The 25478-nt window shown below is 37.8% G+C and carries 29 protein-coding genes; 12 read left to right on the forward strand and 17 right to left on the reverse strand.

What is annotated here, in order from left to right:
• Positions 1 to 62 precede the first annotated feature (62 nt).
• Both ebsA and IQ247_RS16995 read left to right on the forward strand, forming a co-directional pair.
• A complete protein-coding gene (gene ebsA / locus IQ247_RS16990) occupies positions 63 to 440 on the forward strand; it encodes a type IV pilus biogenesis protein EbsA (RefSeq protein WP_193922005.1) in 378 nt (125 codons plus the stop codon).
• A gap of 270 nt (positions 441 to 710) precedes the next feature.
• Complete coding sequence (locus tag IQ247_RS16995; RefSeq protein WP_193922007.1) at positions 711 to 1805, forward strand: phosphotransacetylase family protein; 1095 nt, start codon at positions 711 to 713, stop codon at positions 1803 to 1805.
• 104 nt (positions 1806 to 1909) lie between these two features.
• Here IQ247_RS16995 and IQ247_RS17000 read toward each other — a convergent pair whose 3' ends face one another.
• Complete coding sequence (locus IQ247_RS17000; protein ID WP_193922009.1) at positions 1910 to 2386, reverse strand: DUF4188 domain-containing protein; 477 nt, start codon at positions 2384 to 2386, stop codon at positions 1910 to 1912.
• Positions 2387 to 2480: 94 nt separating this feature from the next.
• Between IQ247_RS17000 and IQ247_RS17005 the strand changes: the two genes are divergently transcribed.
• The 4 genes from IQ247_RS17005 to IQ247_RS17020 all read left to right on the forward strand — a co-directional run bounded on the left by IQ247_RS17005 (position 2481) and on the right by IQ247_RS17020 (position 5162).
• Positions 2481 to 3020 carry a PadR family transcriptional regulator gene (locus IQ247_RS17005; protein WP_193922010.1) on the forward strand — a complete coding sequence of 180 codons (540 nt, stop codon included), beginning with the start codon at positions 2481 to 2483 and terminating at the stop codon, positions 3018 to 3020.
• Between the two features lie 89 nt (positions 3021 to 3109).
• Positions 3110 to 3616 carry a DNA-processing protein DprA gene (locus IQ247_RS17010; RefSeq protein WP_193922012.1) on the forward strand — a complete coding sequence of 169 codons (507 nt, stop codon included), beginning with the start codon at positions 3110 to 3112 and terminating at the stop codon, positions 3614 to 3616.
• 520 nt (positions 3617 to 4136) lie between these two features.
• Positions 4137 to 4556 (forward strand): MAPEG family protein, encoded by a 420-nt coding sequence (locus IQ247_RS17015; protein WP_193922075.1) that lies wholly within the window; start codon positions 4137 to 4139, stop codon positions 4554 to 4556.
• Between the two features lie 114 nt (positions 4557 to 4670).
• The gene (locus IQ247_RS17020; RefSeq protein WP_193922014.1) at positions 4671 to 5162 is read left to right on the forward strand and encodes a YajQ family cyclic di-GMP-binding protein; all 492 of its coding nucleotides are present in this window, start codon (positions 4671 to 4673) and stop codon (positions 5160 to 5162) included.
• Positions 5163 to 5401: 239 nt separating this feature from the next.
• Here the strand turns inward: IQ247_RS17020 and IQ247_RS17025 are convergent, their stop codons facing one another.
• Positions 5402 to 5959 (reverse strand): glutathione S-transferase family protein, encoded by a 558-nt coding sequence (locus IQ247_RS17025; protein ID WP_193922016.1) that lies wholly within the window; start codon positions 5957 to 5959, stop codon positions 5402 to 5404.
• Positions 5960 to 6070: 111 nt separating this feature from the next.
• The gene (locus tag IQ247_RS17030; protein WP_193922018.1) at positions 6071 to 6247 is read right to left on the reverse strand and encodes an FHA domain-containing protein; all 177 of its coding nucleotides are present in this window, start codon (positions 6245 to 6247) and stop codon (positions 6071 to 6073) included.
• Between the two features lie 134 nt (positions 6248 to 6381).
• Here IQ247_RS17030 and IQ247_RS33160 point away from each other — a divergent pair, with 134 nt between their 5' ends.
• Complete coding sequence (locus IQ247_RS33160) at positions 6382 to 6516, forward strand: YlcI/YnfO family protein (protein ID WP_265579694.1); 135 nt, start codon at positions 6382 to 6384, stop codon at positions 6514 to 6516.
• A gap of 120 nt (positions 6517 to 6636) precedes the next feature.
• Here IQ247_RS33160 and IQ247_RS17035 read toward each other — a convergent pair whose 3' ends face one another.
• From IQ247_RS17035 to IQ247_RS17045, 3 genes are all read right to left on the reverse strand, one after another.
• A complete protein-coding gene (locus IQ247_RS17035) occupies positions 6637 to 7038 on the reverse strand; it encodes a helix-turn-helix domain-containing protein (RefSeq protein ID WP_193922020.1) in 402 nt (133 codons plus the stop codon).
• 86 nt (positions 7039 to 7124) lie between these two features.
• Positions 7125 to 7553: a type II toxin-antitoxin system HigB family toxin gene (locus IQ247_RS17040; protein ID WP_228059816.1), complete on the reverse strand. Its 429-nt coding sequence runs from the start codon at positions 7551 to 7553 to the stop codon at positions 7125 to 7127.
• Positions 7554 to 7798: 245 nt separating this feature from the next.
• A complete protein-coding gene (locus IQ247_RS17045; RefSeq protein ID WP_193922021.1) occupies positions 7799 to 8263 on the reverse strand; it encodes a hypothetical protein in 465 nt (154 codons plus the stop codon).
• 357 nt (positions 8264 to 8620) lie between these two features.
• On the opposite strand from IQ247_RS17045, the gene IQ247_RS17050 reads away from it, so the two are divergent.
• Entirely contained in the window at positions 8621 to 9349 is a 729-nt protein-coding gene (locus tag IQ247_RS17050) for a tetratricopeptide repeat protein (RefSeq protein WP_193922023.1), read from the forward strand.
• A 237-nt stretch (positions 9350 to 9586) separates the two neighbouring features.
• Here IQ247_RS17050 and IQ247_RS17055 read toward each other — a convergent pair whose 3' ends face one another.
• Together IQ247_RS17055 and psaM are read right to left on the reverse strand one after the other, a co-directional pair.
• Complete coding sequence (locus tag IQ247_RS17055; RefSeq protein ID WP_193922024.1) at positions 9587 to 9994, reverse strand: slr1601 family putative cell division protein; 408 nt, start codon at positions 9992 to 9994, stop codon at positions 9587 to 9589.
• A 269-nt stretch (positions 9995 to 10263) separates the two neighbouring features.
• Positions 10264 to 10359 (reverse strand): photosystem I reaction center subunit XII, encoded by a 96-nt coding sequence (gene psaM / locus IQ247_RS17060; RefSeq protein ID WP_193922026.1) that lies wholly within the window; start codon positions 10357 to 10359, stop codon positions 10264 to 10266.
• Positions 10360 to 10591: 232 nt separating this feature from the next.
• On the opposite strand from psaM, the gene IQ247_RS17065 reads away from it, so the two are divergent.
• Entirely contained in the window at positions 10592 to 11851 is a 1260-nt protein-coding gene (locus IQ247_RS17065) for an FGGY-family carbohydrate kinase (protein WP_193922028.1), read from the forward strand.
• Here IQ247_RS17065 and IQ247_RS17070 read toward each other — a convergent pair.
• From IQ247_RS17070 to IQ247_RS17085, 4 genes are all read right to left on the reverse strand, one after another.
• Positions 11848 to 12360, reverse strand: coding sequence for a hypothetical protein (locus tag IQ247_RS17070; protein WP_193922030.1), 513 nt, complete (start codon positions 12358 to 12360; stop codon positions 11848 to 11850). The genes IQ247_RS17065 and IQ247_RS17070 overlap by 4 nt on opposite strands.
• A gap of 166 nt (positions 12361 to 12526) precedes the next feature.
• Positions 12527 to 12913 carry a GxxExxY protein gene (locus tag IQ247_RS17075; protein ID WP_193922032.1) on the reverse strand — a complete coding sequence of 129 codons (387 nt, stop codon included), beginning with the start codon at positions 12911 to 12913 and terminating at the stop codon, positions 12527 to 12529.
• 76 nt (positions 12914 to 12989) lie between these two features.
• Positions 12990 to 13925, reverse strand: a complete 936-nt coding sequence (locus IQ247_RS17080) for an N-acetylglucosamine kinase (RefSeq protein WP_193922034.1) — start codon at positions 13923 to 13925, stop codon at positions 12990 to 12992.
• Between the two features lie 165 nt (positions 13926 to 14090).
• Positions 14091 to 15374: an MFS transporter gene (locus IQ247_RS17085; RefSeq protein ID WP_193922036.1), complete on the reverse strand. Its 1284-nt coding sequence runs from the start codon at positions 15372 to 15374 to the stop codon at positions 14091 to 14093.
• A gap of 466 nt (positions 15375 to 15840) precedes the next feature.
• Between IQ247_RS17085 and IQ247_RS17090 the strand changes: the two genes are divergently transcribed.
• Together IQ247_RS17090 and IQ247_RS17095 are read left to right on the forward strand one after the other, a co-directional pair.
• The gene (locus IQ247_RS17090) at positions 15841 to 18840 is read left to right on the forward strand and encodes a valine--tRNA ligase (protein WP_193922044.1); all 3000 of its coding nucleotides are present in this window, start codon (positions 15841 to 15843) and stop codon (positions 18838 to 18840) included.
• Between the two features lie 274 nt (positions 18841 to 19114).
• Positions 19115 to 19561, forward strand: a complete 447-nt coding sequence (locus tag IQ247_RS17095) for an HmpF-related protein (RefSeq protein WP_193922046.1) — start codon at positions 19115 to 19117, stop codon at positions 19559 to 19561.
• An 82-nt stretch (positions 19562 to 19643) separates the two neighbouring features.
• Here IQ247_RS17095 and psaK read toward each other — a convergent pair whose 3' ends face one another.
• Positions 19644 to 19934 (reverse strand): photosystem I reaction center subunit PsaK, encoded by a 291-nt coding sequence (gene psaK, locus IQ247_RS17100; protein WP_228059817.1) that lies wholly within the window; start codon positions 19932 to 19934, stop codon positions 19644 to 19646.
• A 116-nt stretch (positions 19935 to 20050) separates the two neighbouring features.
• On the opposite strand from psaK, the gene IQ247_RS17105 reads away from it, so the two are divergent.
• Positions 20051 to 20677: a phosphoribosylanthranilate isomerase gene (locus IQ247_RS17105; RefSeq protein ID WP_193922048.1), complete on the forward strand. Its 627-nt coding sequence runs from the start codon at positions 20051 to 20053 to the stop codon at positions 20675 to 20677.
• Between the two features lie 197 nt (positions 20678 to 20874).
• Here IQ247_RS17105 and folE read toward each other — a convergent pair whose 3' ends face one another.
• The 4 genes from folE to IQ247_RS17125 all read right to left on the reverse strand — a co-directional run bounded on the left by folE (position 20875) and on the right by IQ247_RS17125 (position 25301).
• Positions 20875 to 21582 carry a GTP cyclohydrolase I FolE gene (gene folE, locus IQ247_RS17110; RefSeq protein WP_193922050.1) on the reverse strand — a complete coding sequence of 236 codons (708 nt, stop codon included), beginning with the start codon at positions 21580 to 21582 and terminating at the stop codon, positions 20875 to 20877.
• A gap of 269 nt (positions 21583 to 21851) precedes the next feature.
• Complete coding sequence (locus IQ247_RS17115) at positions 21852 to 22574, reverse strand: SDR family oxidoreductase (RefSeq protein ID WP_193922052.1); 723 nt, start codon at positions 22572 to 22574, stop codon at positions 21852 to 21854.
• 443 nt (positions 22575 to 23017) lie between these two features.
• On the reverse strand, positions 23018 to 24001 hold the full coding sequence (locus tag IQ247_RS17120; RefSeq protein WP_193922054.1) for an acetyl-CoA carboxylase carboxyltransferase subunit alpha: 984 nt from the start codon (positions 23999 to 24001) through the stop codon (positions 23018 to 23020).
• Between the two features lie 280 nt (positions 24002 to 24281).
• The gene (locus IQ247_RS17125) at positions 24282 to 25301 is read right to left on the reverse strand and encodes a long-chain acyl-[acyl-carrier-protein] reductase (protein WP_193922056.1); all 1020 of its coding nucleotides are present in this window, start codon (positions 25299 to 25301) and stop codon (positions 24282 to 24284) included.
• Positions 25302 to 25478 lie beyond the last annotated feature (177 nt).

Below are 25478 nucleotides of genomic sequence, written 5' to 3' on the forward strand. Positions count from 1 at the left end.
TGGGAACACTATGTATATCTACCAAGATTACTAATTATCAAATAACTTAAGGAATCTATTGTATGTCAGTGTTTGAGCAATTATCCCCTGCCACTCCTCAACAAGCGAGCGTGTATTTACCTTACATTCAAAGTGGAAAGCGTAATTTTTTACCTTATGCGATTGGTCTTTACCAGAAAGGGGCTTTAGAAGGAGAACGTAAAATAGAGAGTAGTGAAAGCATTCCTTTTATTGCTACTTGGAATATTGCCACTTTACCTTCGGACTTAACTCGTTGCCGAATGCAGTTTAATGGAAATGCTGAACTGAGTTATGAAGTAATGATGGCAAGTTTCGAGTTTATAAATTTTTTAATAGAAATGCTTGAAACCTATAAGCGCCAACATATGACTGATTTTTCTCAATCATTTTACCGTAAACTGCTGCGGTTGGAAGAATAAAATACACGTAAAACATCTGGAAGGGGAAAAGGAATAGAATCCTTTTCCTCAAATTTTGTATTTTGATCGAGTTGATGGATTGCCCAATCGTTAACGAATAATTGATAAATAACTCTATTGGAGAAGGTTCGACCTAAAATTAAGGAACGCCCAAACAGTTTTATAGGCTATTAGCAATCAACTATCGGCTATTTGGGATTATTCGCGATGGTTGAGATACAAAGCACTTTATGTTGAAAATTTTTTACTGTTGAAATTAGGAGTGCGTGCGTGCCAAAATCCCCTAAGTATTTACTGATTGGGTCAACCGAACCTTCCAGCGGTAAGTCCGCAATTATTTTAGGTTTGTCTGATCAACTACATCAAGCTGGACTCGATCTCGCTTATGGCAAACCTCTTGGTAAGTGTCTCAGAGAATCCGAAGAAAGCTTGATTGAGAAAGATGTTGAGTTTATTACCCAAAGCCTCAATTTAGCCCCTAACCGAGTAGTACCCACATTACTGGGGTTAAACGAGACTACACTGCAAAAACGTCTTTGTGGCCAAGACACAACCAATTATTCGCAGTCTCTTACAAGTCAATATTTACAAAATACTGATAGTGATTTGGTTATACTCGAAGGCCCGGGTAATTTGTCTGAAGGTCGTTTGTTCGATTTGTCTTTAGTGCAATTAGCTGATTTAGTAGATGCTGAGGTGCTTCTAGTATTTCGCTATAAGTCCTTATTTTCTGTTGAAACATTGTTGTCTGCTAAGCAGTTAATTGGGGAACGTTTAATTGGTGTTGTCCTCAATGATGTTCCCGCTTCTCATTTGCAAGCTGTTAACAATACCATGCGTCCATTTTTAGAGCAGCAAGGTATTCCTGTATTCGGTATATTACCCAAAAGCAACTTGCTACGCAGTGTCACTGTGGGTGAATTAGTTCATCAATTGAATGCACAAGTTTTATGTCGTGACGATCGCCTAAATTTATTGGTTGAAAGTCTGGCAATTGGTGCAATGAATGTCAATGCTGCTGTCAAATATTTTCGCAAACGCCAAAATATGGCAGTGGTTACAGGTGGCGATCGCGTGGAAATTCAGCAAGCTGCATTGGAAACTTCTACTCAATGTCTGATTCTCACCGGACAGTTACCACCTCCATCTTTCATCCTCACTCGTGCTGAAGAATTGGAAATTCCGATTCTTTCTGTAGATTTAGATACCCTTAGTACTGTGGAAATTATTGAGCGTGCTTTCGGTCAAGTTCGTGTCCACGAACCGATTAAAGCCGAATGCGTTCGTCATTTGATGCGAGAGCATTTTGACATCAACCGCTTACTTTCTCTAATGGATTTGAGTCCCGCTACAACGCGATCGTAAACCAGTGAACAGTTATCAGTGAACAGTTATCAATTGATATGCTTCCTATTCTATTTCTCACCATACACCGAGTTCGAGGACTGATAACTGATAACTGATAACTGTTAAATATTCCCTACACGCCGAGGTGCGCTTTCCTTGCGCTCTGTCACTGATATATGTTTGGTTGCAGCAGCTAATCCAAAAATCGGCATATTTCCATAAATCGCCTTGTAATTTCCTGGATTAATTAGATAGGTTTCGTGCCAAATTCCAACACTACCATCGGCACCCACAACTCGATTAAACCGCTGCCAAGCTTTTAAATGCGGTTCTTCTGGACTTCTAGCAAAACGCTCTAAATCCTCAAAAGAACGCCAGTACTGGATTAATCCTACTCCTCGCCAATAAAGAAAACTTTCCCCACCCAAAAAGCCCTTTTCGGGATGCTCGTACAAAGTGCGTAACATAGGTGTCATTGCCATTGCAGTTGGTACCCATTTGTTAACCGCAAAAAGCTTGTTAATTCGCATCCCAATCAAAAAAACTAGGAAGGGTTCGCTTGTTTCGGCTGTAAAACGTCCAGACATTACTTGAGACATAAATTGGCTAATCCTTTACTTTTTGTAGTATTATGCAACTAATTGCATAATATCAAATATGCAACTTGTTGCATATAAAGAAAGGTTAAGAATTATGTCTTTAGCACACGCGATATTGGCATCTTTGATTGAAAGTTCTTGTAGTGGATACGATTTAGCCAAGCGATTTGATGGTTCGGTAGGTTTTTTCTGGCAAGCTTCTCATCAGCAGATTTACCGCGAGTTATCAAAACTTGATAAACTTGGCTGGATAACTTCTGAAATAATTAGTCAAGAAGGGCGACCAGACAAAAAAGTTTATACTGTTACACAACAAGGAACTATTGAATTGCAAGAATGGATTGCCAAACCTTGCGAACCAATGCCAGTTAAAGATGATTTATTAGTTAAAATATTTTGCGGACATATTGTATCAGATAATACAATTATTCAAGAATTAGAGCATCATCGTCAAGCTCATATTGAGAAATTATCTAAATACAAAGAGTTAGAAGAGAAATATTTTCAAAATCCCCAACAACTTAGCCGGGTTGCGAAATTCCAATACTTAACTCTCAATAGAGGTATTCGCGATGAAACACAATGGCTCGATTGGTGCGATCAAGCAATTGAACTGTTAAAGAAATCAGTTTAAAAATTGTATGCTCTAACCATAAGTAGGTTCCCGACAACTCTTTCACCTGCTAAAATACTTTGGTCGTTTAATAGCAATTAAATCTGTCTTTGAGTCAGTCAACAAACGTAGTAAACAGCATCGATACATTAGCGCAAGAATTAGCGACTATTCAGCAAATGGGTTCCAAGCGAATCGCGGTGCTGGGTTCTCGTCATGTGCCTATTACCCATCAGAATCTGATTGAAATGATGACTTATGCCCTAGTTTTATCGGGTAATCGAGTCATCACCTCTGGTGCTACAGGTACAAATTCAGCCGCTATTAAAGGCGCGATGCGAGCTGACCCTAACTTTCTTACAGTGATTTTACCCCAAAGTTTAGACCGTCAGCCTTTAGAATCGCGCCAGCAACTAGAAAAGGTAATGCATCTAGTAGAAAACTCCAGCAATGACCACTTGTCCCTTGCTGAAGCTAGTTATCAATGTAATAAAGAAATAATCTCCCGCTGTCAGCAACTCGTCTGCTTTGCCTTTCACGATAGTCGCACTCTGCTACAAACGTGTAAGGATGCGGAAGAACAAAGGAAAGTGGTCACTGTGTTCTATTTTGATTAGTCAACCAGTTATTCTAGTTACTTTTTTATTAGTCATTAGTGATTCGATTTTGGATTCATGATTTTGAGGATACTGCGTTGCGGTGAGTCCACCCTATCGTGTGTGGACTTCCGTATCGTCCAAGTTATCTTAGGGAACCCGAAGAGAGATCCATTTACTGAAAAGGACATCAAGTATCGAGGGTTTTAGATTTATCCTGGAAATAGATCGATTGCACCTTGCAGGTGAACAATGGCTTGAAAGACAAAAATATTAACTATTGCCGTCTTAAAAGATTTTCATTGTTTAATCTAAAATCTAAAATTACCTATGACTAGTGAAACTTAAAGACTGCGACTATATGCCGTTAATAGTATACGCTGTCTTTGAAAGAGAATAAATCGGTAACTTCTTGCCTCAATTGCAGTAATAACTGATAAAAATGGTTCGTTTCCTCAACCATCCACTCAACGATTTAATTACATAGAAAAGTAGATTTTGCCCTAATATTTTGCACAATTTCTTTATTTTATTTATGTTGATGCCTGTTCCACAATTACCCGTACCAGTTTTATTCTTATACTGTATTGCTGTAGCTTTCCTGCTAATTTACTTTCCGTTTTTAGCTGTTGCTTTTGCCCGTATGAGTGTCGGTTATGATTATTACGCACCACGAGCAATGTTTGAAAAGCTTCCACCTTATGCACAACGAGCTACTTGGGCGCATCAAAACTCTTTTGAAGCCTTTCCAATTTTTGCTGCTGCGGCTTTGATGGCTTACGTAACAGGTGTTAATTCTCCCACTTCTGCATGGGCGGCATTAAGTTTTATTGCAGCGCGTTTATTGTATTCGGTTTTTTATATTTCAAATATCCCACTTTTGCGATCGCTAATGTATGCTATCGGCTTAGTTTGTTCTTGTACTTTATTTGTTTTGAGCATCATTCAAGCAAGTAATTAAGTTGTTAATTGTTATTTTTTCGACATTTGTTAGACTAAATACTATTAACTATCAACTATCAAATACAATTATTTAAATGTAAAACTACGAATAAAGAAAACTGGGTTTTGTTTTATGGCTTCTACTTATTCTTTCGATGTTGTTAGCGATTTTGATAGACAAGAATTGGTTAATGCTATTGACCAAACTACGCGAGAAATTAAGAGCCGCTACGATTTGAAAGACACTAAAACTACAATGGAATTAGGAGAAGAAAGCATTAAAGTGAATGCAGATAGCGATTTCACCTTAGAAACAGTCAACACTATACTCCGAGAAAAAGCAGCAAAGCGTAAACTTTCTCAAAAAATCTTTGAGTTTGGTAAAGCTGAATCTGCTGGTGGTAATCGTGTCAATCAAGAAATCAAGTTAAAAAAAGGTATTAGTCCAGAAATTGCCAAGAATCTTTCTAAATTGATTCGTGATGAATTCAAAAAAGTACAGGCTTCAATTCAAGGAGATTTAATCCGAGTTAGTAGTAAGAATAAAGATGATTTGCAAGTTGTGATGCAGCGGTTAAAAGAAGAAGATTTGCCCGTCGCTTTGCAGTTTACAAATTATCGTTAGATAAACATAGCTCGCAGGTCGTAGGTTGGGTTAGGCGCAGGAATAATAATGGTTTTCAACTAGAAATTAATCTGTAAGCCGTAACCCAACATCTTCTATTATTATTCGTGTGTTGCAATAACTGAATTTATTTAAAATAAAAACATTGATGTTGGGTTACGACACAATAATGATAAATTCACCTTACTTTCTCAAGTTGATTTTCCTGTTCAACCCAACCTACTGACTAACTTTTAAAATTAACTGAAAATACCCATAGCCTTTTGAAATGCCGGACGTTGGGAAAGTTTTGTCATATAATTAGTAACATTTGGATACTCGCTTAAATCCAGCTTGAGCATGATCGGAATATAGTTGAGAATTGAACCCACAGCCACATCAGCAACAGTAAATTCTTGACCCATTAAAAAAGGTTGCTCCGCTAATATTTCATTCAAGGGATTAATTAAACGGGGCATTTCTTTTTCTCGGTTAGCTTCTAGAAAAACTCCTGGTCCCAAAGTCGCATTTGCAAACAACGACCACTGAGAATAAATAGCACGTTCTTCTGGAGAAAGAGTTTTTTTACTATATTTATCAGCAAGATATAGCAAAATCGCGCCGGATTCCCAAAGTTGGAAATCCCCGTCTGTGATTGCAGGAACTTTACCCATGGGGTTAATCGCTAAAAATTCGGGTTGGAGGTGTTCTCCTGCTTGCATATCAAGCTTGACGAATTCGTAGGGAATTTCTAATTCTTCTAAGTACCACTGAATAATTGAAGCACGACTACGCGCACCGCCGTAGAGTTTTAGCATGGTTTTTATTGTTGGGGGAAGGTTTGGTTTGACATTATACCTGGCGGTTGAAACCGCTGCTACACAGGCAAAACCCACCTGCGTGGGTTATGAATAGGCAGCATACATTATTTACGATACGTTTAATAGTGCCTGTTTGAATGCTTTGGCGGTTTTAAAATCATCATCTGGTAGTTTGATATTGCACTCAGATGCTCTACCAAGAATACAGCTAGTGCGGGAATCGAATATATATTGTCTTCCGGATAATTTGCCTTCAGTGATGGTGAGAGTTACTTTAGCTGACATGATTTATTCAGATTGTAGGGTGTGTGACGGTTTGCATGAATTTGAATAAAAACGATTAATAATTGATTTACCGTCACGCACCATCAGCGTATTGTGACAACATATAAAGTAATGACAATCTTAATTAATTTTCTATGACAATAACACTTAATTTACCACCAGATATGGAGTTGTATTTGATTCAAAGAGCAGAAGAAAAAGGTATCTCTGTAGAAGATTATATTTTGGAAATTTTGACAGAGCATATTTCCAAAGATATGAAATCGTAATTTGTAAGTGCTATTATCGCACCTTAACCCACCATGTTTATCGATTGGTGCGTGACGGGAAAGTCAATTTATTTCGTTAAAATTGAAAACTTTTCGTAACCGTCACACACCCTACAAATATTAACTAATAAATAATTTTGGAGAAACATGAAAAAAATCTCCTAAAGCTTTAGTTTGCGTTTCAGTAATTGCGCGTTTACCGTCGATAATTTCCGAGACAATCTCTTTTGAACCGAAAATTTCTACTAGTTCAGATTGTTTAATTTCTCGTGCTTCCATCAAATGTTGAAGAATTATATGAGGTGAGGATTTATTCATCGGATAATTTTTATTTTCATATTCTTCTATTAATCTCACCAAAATTTGTAACAAAGCTGTTTCTTCTTGGGAACGATTTTTACAACCGATTAACCGTTCAGCATTAGCGAGCATAACTTCATATTCTGCTTCTGATGTAATGACTTGTGGTTGATATTCTGCTAAAAGTTTTCCGTATAGTTTTCTATCAAAAGCTAAAGACATTTTTCTGACCTATTATTTATGAATATAAAATTTTAATTTTCTCGAAAATTATATTATCAGTCTGAGTCAAACAAGTTAGTCAACTTTCAAAAATAAGGATTCTTTTTCCATTTATCTTTATCATACTCGGCATGAGTTAGAAAGTATTTGTAGTAGATTGTCTGGGTTTCATAATCGATGTCTACAATTAGACGGTATGTATTACCTTTAATATTGAAAACTGTAAAATTTCCTACTGCATCAGCAGACGGATAAATTTGTCGAACATCGTCTAAATGTCGCCATGATGCAGAATTTACAACACGATACCAAGCTTCAACTTGCTCGGCTGCATCTGGATACTTAGCAGTATCAGCACGTAAATTGCGAATGCTGATTAAATGCATAATATAAAATTTATCTAAATATTTACACACCCTAGCGCTGTAGGTGATACCAAAACCACCCCCACCTAAAACTTTTTGAATGATGAATTTACCGTTTTGCAGTTGTTGTTTGGGTGTCCAGAGTTGCATTTTCCGTGAAGAACTGTTTTTAAGGGATTTGAGGTTAGTCCATTATATTCACTACAGGAAAATGCTTAGATTTTTTATTGCGTATGTATTTATTGTTGCGCTTTTGTCAAAATTTTGCATTTGCTTCTATGCTCTAATTTGAGAATAGAACTTTACAAGCTGCTGCCTAGATTTAACGCGAGGCAGAGCCTTTAATAACTGCATTCCTTGCCGGAGAAAAGGAACAAGGAATGCTCAATTCCCTATTACAAAATTTTATGAGTATGGGAATGCTGTTTTACGTTGTCATCTTTGTTAACTACTCTTTGAGCGTTTAATACTCGCTTTTTCTCTACGGAGTATTGAAAATCGCTGTAGGTTCCACCCAAAGGAATTAAAGATTGTGCTGATTCTTTACGTTTGTAAGTGCGTGCTGCGGCAAATGCTCGTTCGCTAAAGTCGTCAACTATTTGTGCGGAGTTATCCAATTCTGGTGGTTTACGAGCTGTTTCACCATCTAAGACGCTTCCTAATGTTGTTGCAACAGCTGATTTGTAGGAAGTGGGAATACCTTTGAACAGCGATTCTAAGGAAGCTGAGGGGATGGGTTCGATTACGTCAACTTGATGCACTTCTCCCTCTTCTTTGATGAAGCAGGTTGCTAAACCGATGACTATGTAATCATCTGGGGCTAAATCGGGAGCATTGGGATAAGAAATTGTATTTACCATTTTGTTACTTTTCTCTTGTTTAGAAACCGTAGATGAGTCGTTGATCAATCGTCAATAAAAATATGTATTGCTTGAAGGCATTCTACCAGTTGCGATCGCAGTGTTATCTGGTAGGGTTTTAAATTGCAATTATTTGTGATTTTCTGGAATTGACACTGAAGAGTTGGTATCTATGATTAATTTGCATTCATTACAGTGTAATTATGCTGTGTTTGGTCGTGGAGAGTGTCAACTATATATTTGGGATAGTTGGACATTGGCAATTACGGATAATCAATCCGAACACGGGGGGCATCACAAAAAGCGCGAACCTACTATCAGTTTATTTTATAAAATTACCAACTCAGGCAGGATGATATGAAGATTCACTTATTTTCAACATTCGGTGACAAGCAAGATAATATCGGCAGACTTAAGACTGCAAAATTTACTGCTCATGACCATAGCCATGAGGATAGTAATACTAAATTATACGACAATTATCCAGATAAAGATTTACGCTCTCGTGCTTTAAAGTCAGCCAAAAAAGGTGACTTTTATGTGGCGATCGCCGTTTTTAATCAGTTGATTGAGCGTCATCCTGGTAACGCGATTGATTACAACAATCGGGGATTGGTTTATTTTCAGAGCGGTGAAGAACAAAAAGCGGTTCGTGATTTTAACAAAGCGTTACAACTAAATCCTACTTTGGCTAGTGCTTACAACAATCGAGCCAACTATTATGCTGCGATTGGAGATTTAGAAGCTGCATTAGGTGATTATGAAAAAGCTTTAGATTTAGATCCCAGTCATGTTAGAGCCTGGATTAACCGGGGTATCACCTTGCGCGAGTTAGGAGAATATACAGAAGCTATCGATAATTTTGAAACAGCGTTATTTTTTGGCAAATTGCAAAGTCATATTTTAGCTGAAAGAGGCAGAACTTACCATATCTGGGGCGAATGGAATATTGCGATCGCCGATTATTATCGTGCTTTAAAGCAATTACCACCTAGAGCTAATAAAACCGATAATTTAACATTTAACTTGCGTGTGCAAGTAGAAAGCTGGTTAAATGAACTACTGCTTCCCATGCATCCGGAATGAGAAATCTGGGAATAAATACAACTAAACTTTTAAATTTTTCAGAAATATTTGATCGTAATTCATTCTTTCTAGTTGCTAATAGCTAATAGATGATAATTATATTGCAAAGTAACGTGATAATTAGCAACTAATTATTAACTATTAGCTGTTAGGTAACGCAACTCTTTTTTGACTCACTATATAGGGACAAAAAGCAAGAAAATTTATTCTACTCAAAAATAATATTCCCTCAAGATATTAAGGTGTATATTCTCTGACTTCAGCCGGTGTTGTCTGGTTCGTCAATACAATTCTTTTTTGATTAAGCGGTATCAGATTTCCCTGTTGTTGCATCACCCTATTAGCTTGACGAGAATCAAAAGTTTGATCAAATTCTGCCCTTAAATTATTCACACGTTCTTGAGTAGTGTTAACTTCGGTACGTAATTGTCGCAGCTTTTCTTGTCCAGACCAATGATGAGGTAAAAGTTGAGTTAAAGCCGATACTGCTGCGGCGGAAATCGCCAAGTTAACCCCTATTTTTACTGTTGTTTCCAACGCCATTATTTGATAAGAACGTTGCCGTAGATGACGATGAGGTCTAGCAACATTCCTGCGCCGCTGTATCGGCTGTAGTTCCGGGTTAGACGGTTGAATTGCATTCATGGTAATAGACTTAATCTCCTTAAAAAGAACGAATTTTTCGTAAATTTCGTAAATATCTAATATCGATTATTTACGGGTTTCACGTGCTGCCATCTTACTTCATTTTTTTCAAACTGCTACACTTAGAACTAGCGTCAAAAAAATAACCCTGGCATTTATAAGTGGCTTTTCTTAAGTAGCTTACAAACAAAAGTTACAAGCTTCCGGAAAATGCACTTAATGTTGCCAGGATTACAAACTCTACATTCGTTTTAAGAATTAAGAATTACTTACTTGTAGAGTTCAGTTGCTAAACGCCAAGCCAAAACACCTGGAATCAGTGCTACAACTAAAGCGATATAAACTTGAGTGTCTGAAATTGACATATCAGAAATCTCCTAATCTCAATAAAGGTGATTATTACTTCATTTTCTACTTTTCACTGTTTTACCCGAATTGGGAAATAAGTTGTAACAAGATGCAACAATTAGAAATGGGGAATAGGGAAAAAGTTAGGAGTTGTTGTAGAGACGTAGCCGGGCGTTACGTCTGTACGGGAGTTAGGAATTTTTCACCTTTGACCTCTAACCTTTAACCTTTGACCTTTGACCTGAAAAAATGTATTTAGGTATAGATTTCGGAACTTCTGGTGCTAGGGGTATTGTAATCGACTCTGCGGGAAAAATCGTAGCGGAGGTCAGATTGGCTTTTGACGTGTCTTGCGAGACTAATTTAACAAATTGCTGGGAAACTGCTTTATTTAGTCTTCTAGAGCAAATTAACAAGAAATTACGCCAAGAAATTACCCGGATTGCAATTAACGGTACTTCTTCGACAGTGTTACTGTGCGATGCTGGGGGAAATCCTGTTGATGCACCTTTACTCTACAATGATGCACGGGGAGCGGCGATGGGGGATAAGTTAAAAGACATTGCACCGGCAAATCATACTGCATTGAGCGCTACTTCTAGCCTTGTAAAGCTGTTGTGGATGATGGAATTACCTTCTTTTGCAAAAGCTAAATATTTTTTACATCAAGCAGATTGGTTGGGATTTCTCTTGCATGGGAAGTTGGGTATTAGCGATTATCACAATGCTTTAAAACTAGGTTATGACGTAGAAACATTGCAATATCCGAAATGGTTTAGCAAATTACAGATATCAATTCATCTACCAAAAGTAACAATTCCGGGAAATCCTATCGGTGAATTGCGTTCCGATATTGCTGATAAATACAACTTTCCTAAAAATTGCTTAGTGTGTGCGGGTACGACAGATAGTATTGCAGCATTTCTCGGTAGTGGCGCAAATTCTCCCGGTGAAGCGGTAACTTCTTTGGGTTCTACATTAGTTTTAAAACTATTGAGTCGTACTCGTGTAGATAATTTTCAATACGGAATTTATAGTCATCGTTTTGGAGATTTATGGTTAACCGGGGGTGCTTCTAATACGGGTGGTGCTGTATTAAAGCAATTTTTTAGTAATGAGGAATTAGAAAAAATTAGTAATGAAATAGATGTAAAAAAATCAAGTGGTTTAAATTATTATCCATTATTAAAACCCGGAGAACGTTTTCCAATTAATGACTCTAATTTACCACCCCAATTAGAACCGCGCCCTGATAATTCTGTAGAATTTCTACATGGGTTGTTAGAAAGTATGGCTCGAATTGAAGCGCGAGGATATGAGTTATTGCAAGAGCTTGGAGCAGATAATTTAAGTTGTGTTTATACGGCTGGTGGTGGTGCAAAAAATCTTGTTTGGAGCGAGATTAGAAAGCAATATTTAGGAGTTCCAGTAGTTTCTTCGATAAATACAGAAGCCGCTTATGGTAGCGCCTTATTAGCAATGCGAGGTTTAGCAAATTTTAGACATTAATACTTCAAAGGTATTTTTAAGAATTTAGATATAGTTTTTGCAATGATAAAAGATTTTTTGGATGTTGGGAAATAGCCGATATTTATATATTTGTGAGATTTGAAATATAGTCTAACTAAATAATTTTTATCATCATCACGATGAACGCTTGTTCTTTTAATCGCTATAAACCTAATATTTTTTAAAGGATATTCAGCGATATATACTTTGTTAGCAAATAATTCTATACGTTTATGAATAAACTTATTAACACTAGTATTGATTGCAAAATAATTAGATTCGCTAGTATCAAAACGAATTAATAATATTCCAGGAATTAATAAAAATAAACTAAATAAGATTAAACTTAGCTTGACTTTTAGATTATCAGCACCAGACAGAATCCAAAAAAATCCTGCCATAATAAATAAATTGATAATTAGTAAACGAAAAGAGAATTTTCTGCGATTTCTTACCTCTTTTAAATCACTTAATACCAGCAGACTAACCGTCTTTTTTACAACTTTCATTGACAAGTAGCCTGTTTCTACTCGTAAGTATTTTTCCTGAGTTATAACTCAGAAATTATATCTTGTAAAATAATACCTAAAAATTCTCGGTTAATTTGATACTGGTAATACGGTTAATCATATTTTATTATTAAACCGCAGAGACGCAGAGGACGCTGAGAAAGAATTAGGAAGAGAGAATGAGGCGTTTTATCCCTTGTTTGAGAATGGGAACATTGAAGTTTATGAGTAATCCGAGAGGTTTTTGAGTCGTTTTTAGGTAAGAAATAACTTGGGCTTCATGCTTAGAGGTTAAGTTTTCTACAGCTTTCAATTCCACAACTAAAATATCACTAACTAAAAAATCTAATCTTCCTTCACCAACAGGATGTCCTTTATAACTTACAGCTATAGGAAATTGATCGCGATAAGGTATTTTGCGTTGCGAAAATTCTACAGCCAATGCTTCTTGATAAACTGACTCCAAAAAACCCGCTCCCAAAATCCGATGCACCTCAATAGCAGCCCCAATCACACCATAAGTCAACTGCTCCAACCCACCAAACTCTCTCATACTTTCTTCCTCTGCGCCCTCAGCGTCTCTGCGGTTTTTTTCTCTTTTCCTAGTATTCCCCGCAAAAACCCAAAACTCACCCTTCCCCCAAACTCCTCAAAGCCAACAAACCAGCACCATAAACAGCTTCAAACCTCGGAAAAATCACCTTAACTTCCGCAAACTTATCAACAATCGAAGCAGTAAACCTCTCCCACATCTGACACTTACACTTCCAAACACTTCCCGTAGTAACTACCTCTAAAAAATCTCCCTCAACAAAAATTCCATCAATAACAGTTACCGTAGCTTTCACCAACTCACTCACAGCATCATCAATAATCCTATTCGCCACTTCATCACCTGATGCTGCTGCATTATCAACAATTGGAGCTAAAGCAGCGATTTCTTTTACACCCCATCCCCGTCGATAAACTACTTCTATTAATTCTTCTATATTGCTTAAACCAAGATGATTTTTAAAAACTTCTATCAAACTAGTTGATTTTTCACGTCTATCATAAGCTTTTAAAGCTGCTTGCATTCCCGCAACTGCAATTTTATAAGCTCCACCTTCATCACCCAAAATATATCCCCAACCACCGACTCTTTTGGTTTCTCCTTTGATATTTCTACCGAAAACTATCGAACCAGTTCCCGCAGCAACTACAATTCCCACATCGTTACCAATTCCACCTACTAAAGCAATTAATGCATCGTGAGAAATAATGATATTTTGTGGTTTTATATTACTAATTATGGGTATATTTTTAACTATATTTTTGATTAATTCAATATCTCTCGAACGTCCGACACCAGCTAATCCCAAACAAATTCCTTGTATTTGAATATTTTCTATTTCAAATATTGCTTTACTAATTGCAGATTCTATCGAATATTTTGCTGCTTCAAGTCCCACACTTTGATAATTGGAAGAACCAGCTTCACTACGTCCCAAAATTTGACGTTTATCATCCATTAAGACGCAAATTGTTTTACTTCCACCACCATCTATTCCTAAAACGTAAGACATATAATTTTAGATTTTAGATTATAGATATTTATCTAAAAAGATGAGTTGTAGTTGTAGGTTGGGTTGAACGGAATGAAACCCAACAATACCAAAGTTTTTGCTTGTTGGGCTTCGTTCCTCAGCCCAACCTACGTTCTAATCCTCAGAAGTCGTTTTAATCATTCTCTAATTTGCTTCCTCATCCAAAGGAATAAAAAAGATAGTCGCCATACCAGGAATAGTTAATAAACAAACAATCACAAAAAATACTGGATATCCCACCGATTCTTGAATTCCACCGCTAATTGCACCGGGAAGCATTAAACCTAATGCCATTAATCCTGTAGATATAGCAAAGTGAGAGGTTTTATATTCACCTTTGCAAATGTACATTAAGTATACTGTGAAAGCTGTAAATCCTAAACCATAACCAAATTGTTCTAAGGAAACTAAAGGATAAACTAATTTTAATGGTGGTTTAGCATAAGCCATGTAAACATAAAATAAATCCGGTAAATTTAATGCTAAAGCCATTGGTAAGAGGCATTTTTTTAATCCATATTTAGCAATTAATAATCCACCTAAAATACCACCGCTAATTAACGAAATTACACCAAAAGTCCCATATACTAAGCCGTATTCTGATGTAGTTAAGCCCAAACCACCAGCAGTTCTTTCATCTAATAAAAACAAAGTTGCTATTTTGAGCAGCATCGCCTCACCCAATCGATAAAGTAAGATAAATCCTAAAATAGGAATGATATTACGTTGAGCAAAATACGAGCGAATTACTGTTACAAAAGGGATATCATTTCTTGTAGATTCTGTATAAGTTTTTCTTCCTGATTCTGGTTGTGGGAGAATAAAAAGATGAAATATAAAAAGTATTGCAAAAATGAAAGATGCAAATCCAAGAGTAATACTCCAACTTAAAGGAATATTTTCGGTAGACTTTTCTAAATTTCCTGCTAAATAAACTAAAAACCCCGTACTAAAGATAATTGCTAGTCTATAGGATAAAGTACGAATTCCCACAAAAAAAGCTTGTTTCTTTTCAGTTAATGCCAACATATAAAAGCCATCTGTGGCAATATCGTAAGTTGCAGAAATAAAAGCACCAACTAATAGTATTGCTAAAGAAAGAGAAAAAAAGCTTGATGTTGGTAGTTGAAAAGATAAAGCTAATATACCCAAGCATATACACATGGCAAACTGCATAGTCAGCAGCCATCTTCTTTTTGTAGAATAAATATCAACCGCTGGTCCCCAAAACATTTTCACAACCCAAGGAAGGTTAATTATGCTTGTCCAAAATGTAATTTGAGCGTTATCAATTCCTAAATTTTTATAAAAAACCACCGATACCGCATTGATAATCATATACGGCATCCCTTCAGCAAAATAAAGACTGGGAATGTAAGCCCAAGGTGAAATAAATTTACTTATCGGTTTTTCAGTTTGAGTTGTCATAGTTGTAATTAACTCTTTTTTTATTCCTAGGTGTAAATAGACAGAAATTATGCAAATTTAACTGAGTAAATCTATGGTAGGTTGTTCCCATAAGTTTGAGTGTAATACGCAGAATTTAGATAAAAAAATTTGTCTAGGTTATGGAATAAAGATAATTTTTGTCATCTATTACTATCAGTTGTTTAGATATTGATGTATTCTTTGCATAATTATATTTTTTAGTCAATATTAGTTTATACAACTATACGAACTGCACGAAAAACTTTTTTGCAGCCCATATTTTTTTTAGTAAACTCAAACTAATTTCGATTAAATATTTCAATTTCGGGAAAAATTTAAATTTATTCTCCCCATTCAACCACAAAGAACAAATTAGATTTTTAACGATTTTGTCAAGATCAAGGCAAGCTTGTGGCAAAATTTATTAAAGTTTATTAGATTCCTGACAAGCCGGAGTTTTCCCAACATGACTACCAACCTTCCAAGTCTTTACGAGCCTTTTTCCACCGAAGCTAAATGGCAGAAGTTTTGGGAAGAAAAACTTTTGTACAAAGCTGACCTAAATCACAGCGGCGAACCTTATTCTATTATGATTCCGCCACCGAATGTTACCGGAAAGTTGCATTTGGGTCATGCTTTTGATAATACTTTGATTGATTGTCTGGTGCGCTATCACCGCATGAAGGGACGTAATGCGCTGTATCTTCCCGGAACCGACCATGCGAGTATAGCGGTACAAACAATCCTCGACAACCAACTTAAGGAAGAAGGTAAGACTCGCTTCGATGTCGGACGTGAGAAGTTTTTGGAACGTGCTTGGGAGTGGAAAAAGGAATCTGGAGGGACAATTGTCAATCAGTTGCGGCGTTTGGGTGTATCGGTGGATTGGACGCGAGAACGCTTTACAATGGATGAAGGTTTATCCCAAGCTGTTCTTGAAGCTTTTGTTCGTCTTTATGAAGAAGGTTTAATTTATCGGGGAAATTACTTAGTTAATTGGTGTCCGGCTTCGCAATCGGCGGTTTCGGATTTGGAAGTTGACCAGAAGGAAGTTGATGGTAAACTTTGGCATTTCCGCTATCCTCTCACCGACGGTTCCGGGTATATGGAAGTAGCTACGACTCGTCCGGAAACGATGTTGGGAGATGCTGGAGTTGCTGTTAATCCCAATGATCAACGTTATAAGCATTTAATTGGGAAAACATTGACTTTACCAATAATGAACCGCGAAATCCCCATCATTGCTGATGAATTAGTAGACCCCAGTTTCGGTACTGGTTGTGTAAAAGTTACTCCTGCTCATGACCCCAACGACTTTGAAATGGGTAAGCGTCACGATTTGCCGTTTATCAATATTATGAACAAAGACGGCACGATGAATGAAAATGCCGGAGAGTTTCAAGGTCAAGACCGTTTTGTGGCTCGGAAGAATGTTATAGCAAGGTTGGAAGCGGATGGAGTTTTAGTTAAGATTGAAGATTATAAACATACCGTTCCCTACAGCGAACGTGGTAAAGTTCCTGTAGAACCGTTGCTTTCTACTCAATGGTTCGTTAAAATTCGTCCGATGGCTGATAAAGCACTGGAATTTCTCGATCAGAAACAGTCTCCAGAATTTTATCCCGAACGTTGGCAAAAAGTTTATCGCGATTGGTTGGTAAAATTGAAGGATTGGTGTATTTCTCGTCAGTTATGGTGGGGACATCAAATTCCCGCTTGGTACGCTGTTAGCGAAACAAACGGTGAAATTACGGATAATACACCGTTTATAGTCGCAACAAATGAAACAGAAGCTTGGGAAAAAGCCAAAGCGCAATTTGGTGAAAACGTCCAATTAGAAAGAGATGCAGACGTACTTGATACTTGGTTTTCTTCCGGTTTGTGGCCTTTTTCTACCTTGGGATGGCCCGAAGAAACTGAAGATTTGAAGAAATATTATCCTACCAGCGTTTTAGTCACTGGCTTCGATATTATCTTTTTCTGGGTAGCAAGAATGACCATGATGGGTAGTCATTTTACCGGAGAAATGCCGTTTAAAGACGTTTACATCCACGGTTTGATACTGGATGAAAACGGTAAAAAAATGTCCAAGTCCAAGGGAAATGGTATCGACCCGTTATTATTAATTGATAAATACGGTACCGATGCTGTACGCTACACCTTGGTAAAAGAAGTTATTGGTGTCGGACAAGATATCCGCTTGGATTACAACCGTAAAACTGATGAATCAGCATCTGTAGAAGCATCACGTAACTTTGCAAATAAGTTGTGGAATGCAGCCAGATTTGTAATGATGAATTTGGACGAACAAACACCACAGCAATTGAGAGAACCCATAGCAACAGAATTAAGCGATAAATGGATTTTGTCTCGCTACCATCAAGTTGTCCAAGAAACCAATAATTACATGGACAAATATGGCATGGGAGAAGCTGCTAAGGGACTTTACGAATTTATCTGGGGTGACTTTTGTGATTGGTATATCGAACTGGTTAAATCTCGTTTACAAGAAGATGCAGAACCAACATCGCGACGAGTAGCGCAACAAACTTTAGCATATGTATTAGAAGGAATTTTAAAACTTCTCAGTCCCTTTATGCCTCATATTACCGAAGAAATTTGGCATACTTTGACTCAACAACAAGCAGATTCTGGGTTAAGTTTATCATTACAAAGCTATCCCCAAGCAGATGTAAAATTAATTAATTCCGAATTAGAAGCAGAATTTGAATTGTTAATTGGGACAATTCGCACAATTCGCAACTTACGAGCAGAAGCAGACGTTAAACCTTCAGTAAAAGTTACCGTTAATTTGCAAAGCGAAAGCGGAAAAGAACGTCAAATTCTTAATACTGGAGCATCTTATATTAAAGATTTAGCAAAAGTAGAGAATTTAACTATTGCTGACAAACTGTGGAGCGATAAAGTAACGAAGAAGAAAACTCAAACAGCTTTAAGATTAATTATCTTAGGTTTCCTGACAATTACCTTAGCCAGAGTAGCTTATGCTGTAGCAATTACCGTAGATGACATCCCTTTCTTCGGAACATTTTTTAAACTTGTCGGACTTGGTTATTCACTATGGTTCATCAGAATATACCTACTTTCTAGCCAAAAAAGACAAGAATTGTGGAAAAGATTCTTCAAATCATCTTCCCCATCAAATCTTCCGCAAGTAGAATCATCAAAACCCGCAGAATCAGGGGAAGTTGCAATAGGGGTTTTTGGTACAGTACAAATACTCCTTCCTCTCGAAGGTGTAATCGACATGGAAGCCTTACGTGGCAAACTAGAGAAAAATCTCAGTAAGATAGAAGCGGAAGTACAATCTTTGACTGGTAGATTGAGCAACTCCAAATTTGTTGATAAAGCACCCCCAGACGTGGTACAAGGAGCCAGAGATGCTTTGAGTGAAGCGGAAAAACAAGCCGAAATTTTGCGCGATCGCCTTAAAAGCATCAAATAAAGTTAAGAGTTAGGAGTGATGAGTTATGAGTTTAAAAGAGTACAATTGCACCGACAGGGATGCCCATCCCATAAGATTTTTGATGATATATTTTTGTAGCTCATTTAATTGCAAAGTTCTTTAATAATTCGCCCAACTCCTAACTCCTAACTCCCAACTCCCAACTCCCAACTCCTAACTCCTAACTCCTAACTCCTAACTCCTAACTCCCAACTCCTAACTCCTAACTCCTAACTCCTAACTCCTAACTCCCAACTCCTAACTTTTAAAAATCATGTTATATCTAGCCCAGGTGCATAAAAATGAATTTTTAGTTCAATCCGAATTACGATTGTTAGCGCGTCAAGAAACTGAAAATATGTGGGCAATGATTCCAGAAGAAGCTGTTATTCTTTTGGGGAAAGGTAAGCATTTAACCGAAAAATTACTCGTTTTAGTAGAACTTTCTGCAACAGGGGAAATTGAAAAAATTGAAGATGCAAGTAACTGGGTATTAGAAATAGTCCAAAAATATCTTACTACCGGAATTTCTCCAGATTTTCTTCGTCAAGAAGCCGAACGTGCTGAATATTGGAGACAAAACTTGACTCTACAAAATCAAGATTTGGCACGTCGCACTTTAGAATTAGAAGCACGTAGAGAACAAATTCAAGCTTTAGAAGAAGCCCTTAAACGTGATAAAAGTCAAACTCCTCATCAAGATGAAAACATTGAATCTTAATGTCATCTAGGCACTACGTATAACACTACTGCTCATTTAGCAACAGATTTGTAGAGACGCGATATATCGCGTCTCTACATACCTACAAACGACCGATATTAGTCAATCCTAAAACAATACCTACACCGAGAAGATGACCAAAGCACATAGCACCAACAAATGCTGGTACACTCAAAGGCAGAGGTAAACCGGGAAACTTGGGTCCTACCTGGGGATAGCGAATAATCCTGGGAGCTAGTAAAACTGTAACTAAACAGCAAACGCTAATGATTATTCCTACAGTAGGATTCCAACTAGGTGTGGAGGGAACTGTTGGTTGAACTGCTAATAATATTGATGAAATCAAAGCTTCTTCTCCTAAATGAAGAGACAAAAAATATAAGCCATCAAAATTATAAAAATTGCTGAGAAAATAACCTAAATATGTCGTAAGAATTTACAATTTTTTCAAATTTCGCTACAAATATTCATATTGCTATTCATAATTATATGCGAGTAAAAATCTGCGGAATCACTCAACCACACCAGGGTAAAACCATTGCTTCTCTTGGTGCAACAGCATTAGGATTTATTTGCGTACCTTCATCACCGAGGTATGTCAACTCAGAGCAAATAAAAGCGGTAATCGAGCAGTTACCGCAGCAAACCGATAAAATCGGTGTTTTCGCAAACTCTAGCAAAGAAGAAATCGCTCAAACTGTCGCAGAAACTGGATTAACAGGTGTACAACTCCACGGAGACGAATTCCTTGACTTTTGTCAACAACTGCGTGATTATTTGCCAAATATAGAAATCATCAAAGCTTTGCGAATCAAAACTGCCGATGATTTTGATCGAGCAAAAACCTACACAGAATATGTAGATACCTTATTACTTGACGCTTATCATCCCGAACAATTGGGAGGTACAGGTAAAACATTAAATTGGGATATGCTGCAACAATTTAACCCCGACTGTCCCTGGTTTCTCGCTGGAGGATTAACCCCCCAAAATGTTTTAGAAGCCCTAAATAAAGTAAAACCCAACGGCATTGATTTATCAAGCGGCGTAGAAACAGCACCCGGAGATAAGGATTTAGATAAAGTTAGTCAGCTATTTGAGAAACTAAGGAAGTAGGGGTAATGGGTAATGGGTAATGGGTAATGGGTAATGGGTAATGGGTAATGGGGGATAGGGGAAATAATTAATAATCAGGGAGTTTTGACGGACACGGTAAGCGCTTTTTAAAATATATACTTCAATTACCAATTACCAATTACCAATTACCAATTACCAATTACCAATTACCAATTACCAATTACCAATTACCACCTTTAAAAAAAGCTTGGTTGGTGACGAATCAAACTAAAAAATTCTTCACGAGTTTTCTGTTCTTGCTCAAAAACTCCTAACATAGCGCTGGTTACAGTCCAAGAACCGGGTTTTTGTACTCCCCGCATTACCATGCACATATGTGTAGCTTCCATGACTACGGCAACGCCTTGTGGTTCGAGAATTTCTTGAATAGCTTCGGCAATTTGTCGATTTAAACGTTCTTGTACTTGTAAACGACGAGAATACATTTCTACAATTCGAGCAAGTTTGCTTAGTCCCACAACTTTCTGATTGGGAATATAAGCAACATGAGCTTTACCCATGAACGGTAACATATGGTGTTCGCACAAACTAAAAAAGTTGATATCGCGAACCAATACCATTTCGTTGTGACCTTCGTCAAATATGGCACCGTTAACTAGCTCTTCCAAAGATTGGCTGTAGCCACTAGTAAGAAATCGCATGGCTTCTGCTACCCGCTTGGGTGTTTTGAGTAACCCTTCTCTTTCCGGGTCTTCTCCAACTCCTAAAAGCATTGTTCTGACAGCATCCTTCATCTGCTCCATGTGTTCCTCTGAGGGAGGATGTAAATTAGGTTGCGAGCCAGCTTTAGTATTGCGGTCTGGTCTGGGATTTACGGCATCTTCTAAGTTCGTAATCAGAGGAGATTGAGAAGCATTGGAACCGTTAGAACTAGCAATAGTCATGATGTCAGTCTTAATTAAAATGGGGGCGAATGAGTGATAAATCAAGGTGTGAGCAATTACAATTTACAGTGACGAAATAATCCGCAATTAGAGTGAATATTGTATCCACCCAATGCGATACCACGTAATTCACCCTGGTATCAAACTGATAAAAGTAGTTGATTGGGGAATAATTACGTATCGTGAATTAGTAATTGTGCTATTAATTGTGAATTATTGTCGTGACTGGTAATTGATGACCAATCGAAGAATAGTTGACAAATGATAATTTATAAGACCCCAGCACTAGGCATTAAAATTAATTCATCAACAACAGCTTGTCTTGGTAGTAATGCGCTGTGGAGAATCGATTGAGCAACAATCTCTGGTGTAAGCATATTTGAACGGTCAAAGTCCGCATTTACGGTTTCTGAATCCCAAAGTTCTGTATTTACTGCACCGGGACAGACGGCTGTTACACGAATTCCATTGTTTCGTTCTTCTTGAGCGAGGGCTTGAGAAAGAGCAATTACACCTGCCTTACTAACGCTGTAGGCTCCCCAGTTAGCAAATGCCTGTTTGCCCGCAATGGAAGCTACATTAATAATTGTGCCTCTTTTTTGTTCGCGCATCGAGGGTAAAATTCCCTTAATACATTCAAATACGCTGGTAAGATTCAAATCGATTACTTTTTGCCAGTCAGATAAAGATGTTTGGCTCAATGTGGCGGTATAACCCATACCAGCATTGTTAACAAGAATATCTATTTTACCAAAGTCCAATGCTACTTGATATATTTGTTCTTGGACTTTCGATAGGTTTGCTAAATCCACTGCATAAGTTTTAGCTTGGACTCCAGCTTTAATCGCAGCATTTTCTACTGCTGCTAATTTATCGGTAGAACGACCTAATAAGGCAACATCTATTCCCGAAGATGCAAAAGCTAAAGCTGTTTGTTTGCCAATACCACTGCTTGCACCAGTAATCAAGGCACGTTTTTTATGTTCAACCATACCGTTGTTTTGAAATCATTAGTTGTTTACTCCTATTGATAAAAGAAATCACTCCACAAGAAAACAGCCTAAATAATATAGATTAAGCAAATCAAAAAGTGCGATGCTTCATTAACAAAGTAAATTTATTTACTAAAACTTTTTTACAAAGGACTGTCTTTTTTTTTCACAAAATAATAATAGTCCCTAGCAGTCGAGATTTTTACTAAATGTTAAACAGTAATTTCTCGACGATAAGCCGTATTGCATGGCTATCTCTTTTACAGACGCTCCGCTAACCCCAGCTTAGATTCACTATTTGATGACCAGAAGCCATCAATTCCAATTGCCTATGACATTAATTTCTGTTTGCCTATGACAAAACAAAGATTATTGTTAATAACTGTTAAGCAACATAGGCAATTATAACATTGCCGCAGTTAATGGCAATCTCTAGAAAGCTATCATTGTTCAGCTTCGGTTAAAATTCCCATTTTGCGGAATCTTTGGTAGCGCATTTCTTTTCTTTCTTCGTTGGTAAAACCGTTGAGTATTTCCAAGTTCTCTAATAACGCTGTTTTGAGAGTGCGAGCGGCTTGCAAAGGGTCGGAATGAGCGCCACCAATTGGTTCTGCTAATATTTGGTCGATAATCCCCAAATTTTTCAGGTCGTGGGAAATTATTTTTAAAGCTGCCGTTGCTTGGGGTGCCTTCCCTGCATCTTTCCATAAAATCGCCGCACAAGCTTCAGGAGTTGCAACGGTGTATACGGAATGTTCAAACATCATCACGCGATCGCCAATTCCAATACCGAGAGCTCCACCGGAACCACCTTCACCGATAACGGTACAGATAATGGGAACGTCGAAAGAAAACATTTCTCGTAAATTATAAGCAATTGCTTCACCTTGACCTTGCCGCTCAGCAATAACGGTAGGTAAAGCACCCGGAGTATCGATAAAAGTTACGATGGGCATTCCAAACTTGTTAGCGTGTTCCATCAACCGTAATGCTTTGCGGTATCCTCCAGGAGAAGCCATGCCAAAATTACGAGCAATATTATCTTTAGTGTCTCGTCCTTTTTGATGCCCTAAAATTACTACAGATTGATTTAACAAACGTGCGACTCCACCGACTAAAGCCGGATCATCCGAACCACAGCGATCGCCATGTAGTTCGATCCATTCATCGGTAATTGCTTGAATGTAGTCCAGAGTACTGGGACGACGGGGATGACGAGCAACTTGTAGCCGCTGGGTAGGGGATAAACTGCTGAAAATTTCTTCCCGTAATTGCATAGCGCGTGCTTCTAATTGATGAATCTGATTAGTCACATCAACGCCATTTTCTTCGGCAAGTTTACGAATCTGCTCAATTCGGCTTGCTAGTTCTGCAAGGGGCTTTTCAAAGTCCAAAAGTAGCGGTTTACGCTCTTGTGTTGTAGCCATTGTTTAAATAATTAGTTGTGAATTATCAAGTTATGAATGTTATGAGTTATGAGTTGAGAAAATATATGAATAAATTCTGACTCTTCGAGTTCGGCAGTCGCTGATGAGGGAAACTCCCTCTTGCGGCGCTGCCTTACCCTTAACTCATAACTATTAACCGTTAACCGTTAACTACTAAAGAACCCCGTCAGCAAAAATATCCTTTGTTGAGCAGGCAATAATAGTGGCTTGTCAAATCGGGATGATTTTTTGTAGCCCCTGTGTTAACTGTTAACCGTCGTCACACTAGCAGCGGTCGAAATCCATGCTTGACGGACACTTGACCAATCTGCTCCATTTTCTCTACGGTAATCTGATTGCGTCCCCAAGAAAAGTTAGTGTACAACTTTTCAAATTCAAGCAACATTGACTCGGCAAAACAAGCAAAAAGTTGACGTGCTGGAACATCCATGTTGACAATGTTCATGATTTTCCAGTCAATGTCGAGAGAATGCTCTACAATGCCACCGTTGAGTACATACACTTCGGGATGCTGAATTTTGGTTCCTAAATTTTTAGGATAGCCGCCATCAATTAACAAGCAAGGTTTTTTCAACATCGTGGGGTCAATTTCCACACCTTTGGGCATACTAGCCACCCAAACAATAATGTCTGCTAGGGGCAACGCTTCCTCTAAACCCATTATTTTTCCACGACCGAGGTCAGATTGCAAGGATGAAAGGCGTTCGACGTTACGCGCTATCAATAACAGTTCCTTGACATTTGTCTTGGCATCCAACCAACGACAAACGGCGCTACCAATGTCTCCCGTAGCACCACATACCGCAACTGTTGCATTATTTAGTTCTATCCCAAGTTTTGTCGAGGCTTGCTCTACTTGCCGACAAATAATGTAAGCAGTATGAGTATTTCCTGTAGTAAACCGTTCAAACTCTAATTTAATGTTGCGGATTTGAGGAATTTGTTCTAACTTAAAATTCTCAAAAATAATCGAAGAAAAACCGCCTAAAGCTGTGATATTTATACCATGCTTTTGGGCATGAGCCATCGCATTTAGTATTTTGCGAGTGGCAGCCTTCATACGGCGAGAAGCCAGCATTTCCGGTAAAAAGCAAGATTCTACATACCGCCCTTCGATTTTTTGCCCGGTTACACTTGTTACCGTAATATTATCTACTATTTGGGGTGGAGCGCTACACCAAAAATCTAGTCCTTGGTCGGCATATTCTGGGTAGCCTAATTCTTTAGCTACTCTTTGCGCGTGTTCTAAACTTGTGAGATGTCCGATTAAACCAAACATGAACTGTTAATTTCGGCTTATGCTTTGTGAAAGGATTAAAGGTGTGGAATATAAATAAACACCATAAGAACTGCTCCTCTGGAAAACCGTAAACGGTACCCTATTATTTAGGGCGAGAAAAGCCGAGGAGCAATCAAATGGCAATTATTCCTGTTGTCAAACAAGACAGTCTACTGC

This window comes from Plectonema cf. radiosum LEGE 06105, assembly GCF_015207665.1.
Taxonomy (GTDB): domain Bacteria; phylum Cyanobacteriota; class Cyanobacteriia; order Cyanobacteriales; family Nostocaceae; genus Rivularia; species Rivularia radiosa_A.

Bases quoted from the DNA above. Each gene is read 5' to 3' on its own strand.
- ebsA (WP_193922005.1), top strand. From the start codon at position 63: ATGTCAGTGTTTGAGCAATTATCCCCTGCCACTCCTCAACAAGCGAGC.
- IQ247_RS17000 (WP_193922009.1), bottom strand. From the start codon at position 2,386: ATGTCTCAAGTAATGTCTGGACGTTTTACAGCCGAAACAAGCGAACCC.
- IQ247_RS17005 (WP_193922010.1), top strand. From the start codon at position 2,481: ATGTCTTTAGCACACGCGATATTGGCATCTTTGATTGAAAGTTCTTGT.
- IQ247_RS17015 (WP_193922075.1), top strand. From the start codon at position 4,137: ATGCCTGTTCCACAATTACCCGTACCAGTTTTATTCTTATACTGTATT.
- IQ247_RS17020 (WP_193922014.1), top strand. From the start codon at position 4,671: ATGGCTTCTACTTATTCTTTCGATGTTGTTAGCGATTTTGATAGACAA.
- IQ247_RS17025 (WP_193922016.1), bottom strand. From the start codon at position 5,959: ATGCTAAAACTCTACGGCGGTGCGCGTAGTCGTGCTTCAATTATTCAG.
- IQ247_RS17030 (WP_193922018.1), bottom strand. From the start codon at position 6,247: ATGTCAGCTAAAGTAACTCTCACCATCACTGAAGGCAAATTATCCGGA.
- IQ247_RS33160 (WP_265579694.1), top strand. From the start codon at position 6,382: ATGACAATAACACTTAATTTACCACCAGATATGGAGTTGTATTTGATT.
- IQ247_RS17035 (WP_193922020.1), bottom strand. From the start codon at position 7,038: ATGTCTTTAGCTTTTGATAGAAAACTATACGGAAAACTTTTAGCAGAA.
- IQ247_RS17040 (WP_228059816.1), bottom strand. From the start codon at position 7,553: ATGCAACTCTGGACACCCAAACAACAACTGCAAAACGGTAAATTCATC.
- IQ247_RS17045 (WP_193922021.1), bottom strand. From the start codon at position 8,263: ATGGTAAATACAATTTCTTATCCCAATGCTCCCGATTTAGCCCCAGAT.
- IQ247_RS17050 (WP_193922023.1), top strand. From the start codon at position 8,621: ATGAAGATTCACTTATTTTCAACATTCGGTGACAAGCAAGATAATATC.
- IQ247_RS17055 (WP_193922024.1), bottom strand. From the start codon at position 9,994: ATGAATGCAATTCAACCGTCTAACCCGGAACTACAGCCGATACAGCGG.
- psaM (WP_193922026.1), bottom strand. From the start codon at position 10,359: ATGTCAATTTCAGACACTCAAGTTTATATCGCTTTAGTTGTAGCACTG.
- IQ247_RS17065 (WP_193922028.1), top strand. From the start codon at position 10,592: ATGTATTTAGGTATAGATTTCGGAACTTCTGGTGCTAGGGGTATTGTA.
- IQ247_RS17070 (WP_193922030.1), bottom strand. From the start codon at position 12,360: ATGAAAGTTGTAAAAAAGACGGTTAGTCTGCTGGTATTAAGTGATTTA.
- IQ247_RS17075 (WP_193922032.1), bottom strand. From the start codon at position 12,913: ATGAGAGAGTTTGGTGGGTTGGAGCAGTTGACTTATGGTGTGATTGGG.
- IQ247_RS17080 (WP_193922034.1), bottom strand. From the start codon at position 13,925: ATGTCTTACGTTTTAGGAATAGATGGTGGTGGAAGTAAAACAATTTGC.
- IQ247_RS17085 (WP_193922036.1), bottom strand. From the start codon at position 15,374: ATGACAACTCAAACTGAAAAACCGATAAGTAAATTTATTTCACCTTGG.
- IQ247_RS17090 (WP_193922044.1), top strand. From the start codon at position 15,841: ATGACTACCAACCTTCCAAGTCTTTACGAGCCTTTTTCCACCGAAGCT.
- IQ247_RS17095 (WP_193922046.1), top strand. From the start codon at position 19,115: ATGTTATATCTAGCCCAGGTGCATAAAAATGAATTTTTAGTTCAATCC.
- IQ247_RS17105 (WP_193922048.1), top strand. From the start codon at position 20,051: ATGCGAGTAAAAATCTGCGGAATCACTCAACCACACCAGGGTAAAACC.
- folE (WP_193922050.1), bottom strand. From the start codon at position 21,582: ATGACTATTGCTAGTTCTAACGGTTCCAATGCTTCTCAATCTCCTCTG.
- IQ247_RS17115 (WP_193922052.1), bottom strand. From the start codon at position 22,574: ATGGTTGAACATAAAAAACGTGCCTTGATTACTGGTGCAAGCAGTGGT.
- IQ247_RS17120 (WP_193922054.1), bottom strand. From the start codon at position 24,001: ATGGCTACAACACAAGAGCGTAAACCGCTACTTTTGGACTTTGAAAAG.
- IQ247_RS17125 (WP_193922056.1), bottom strand. From the start codon at position 25,301: ATGTTTGGTTTAATCGGACATCTCACAAGTTTAGAACACGCGCAAAGA.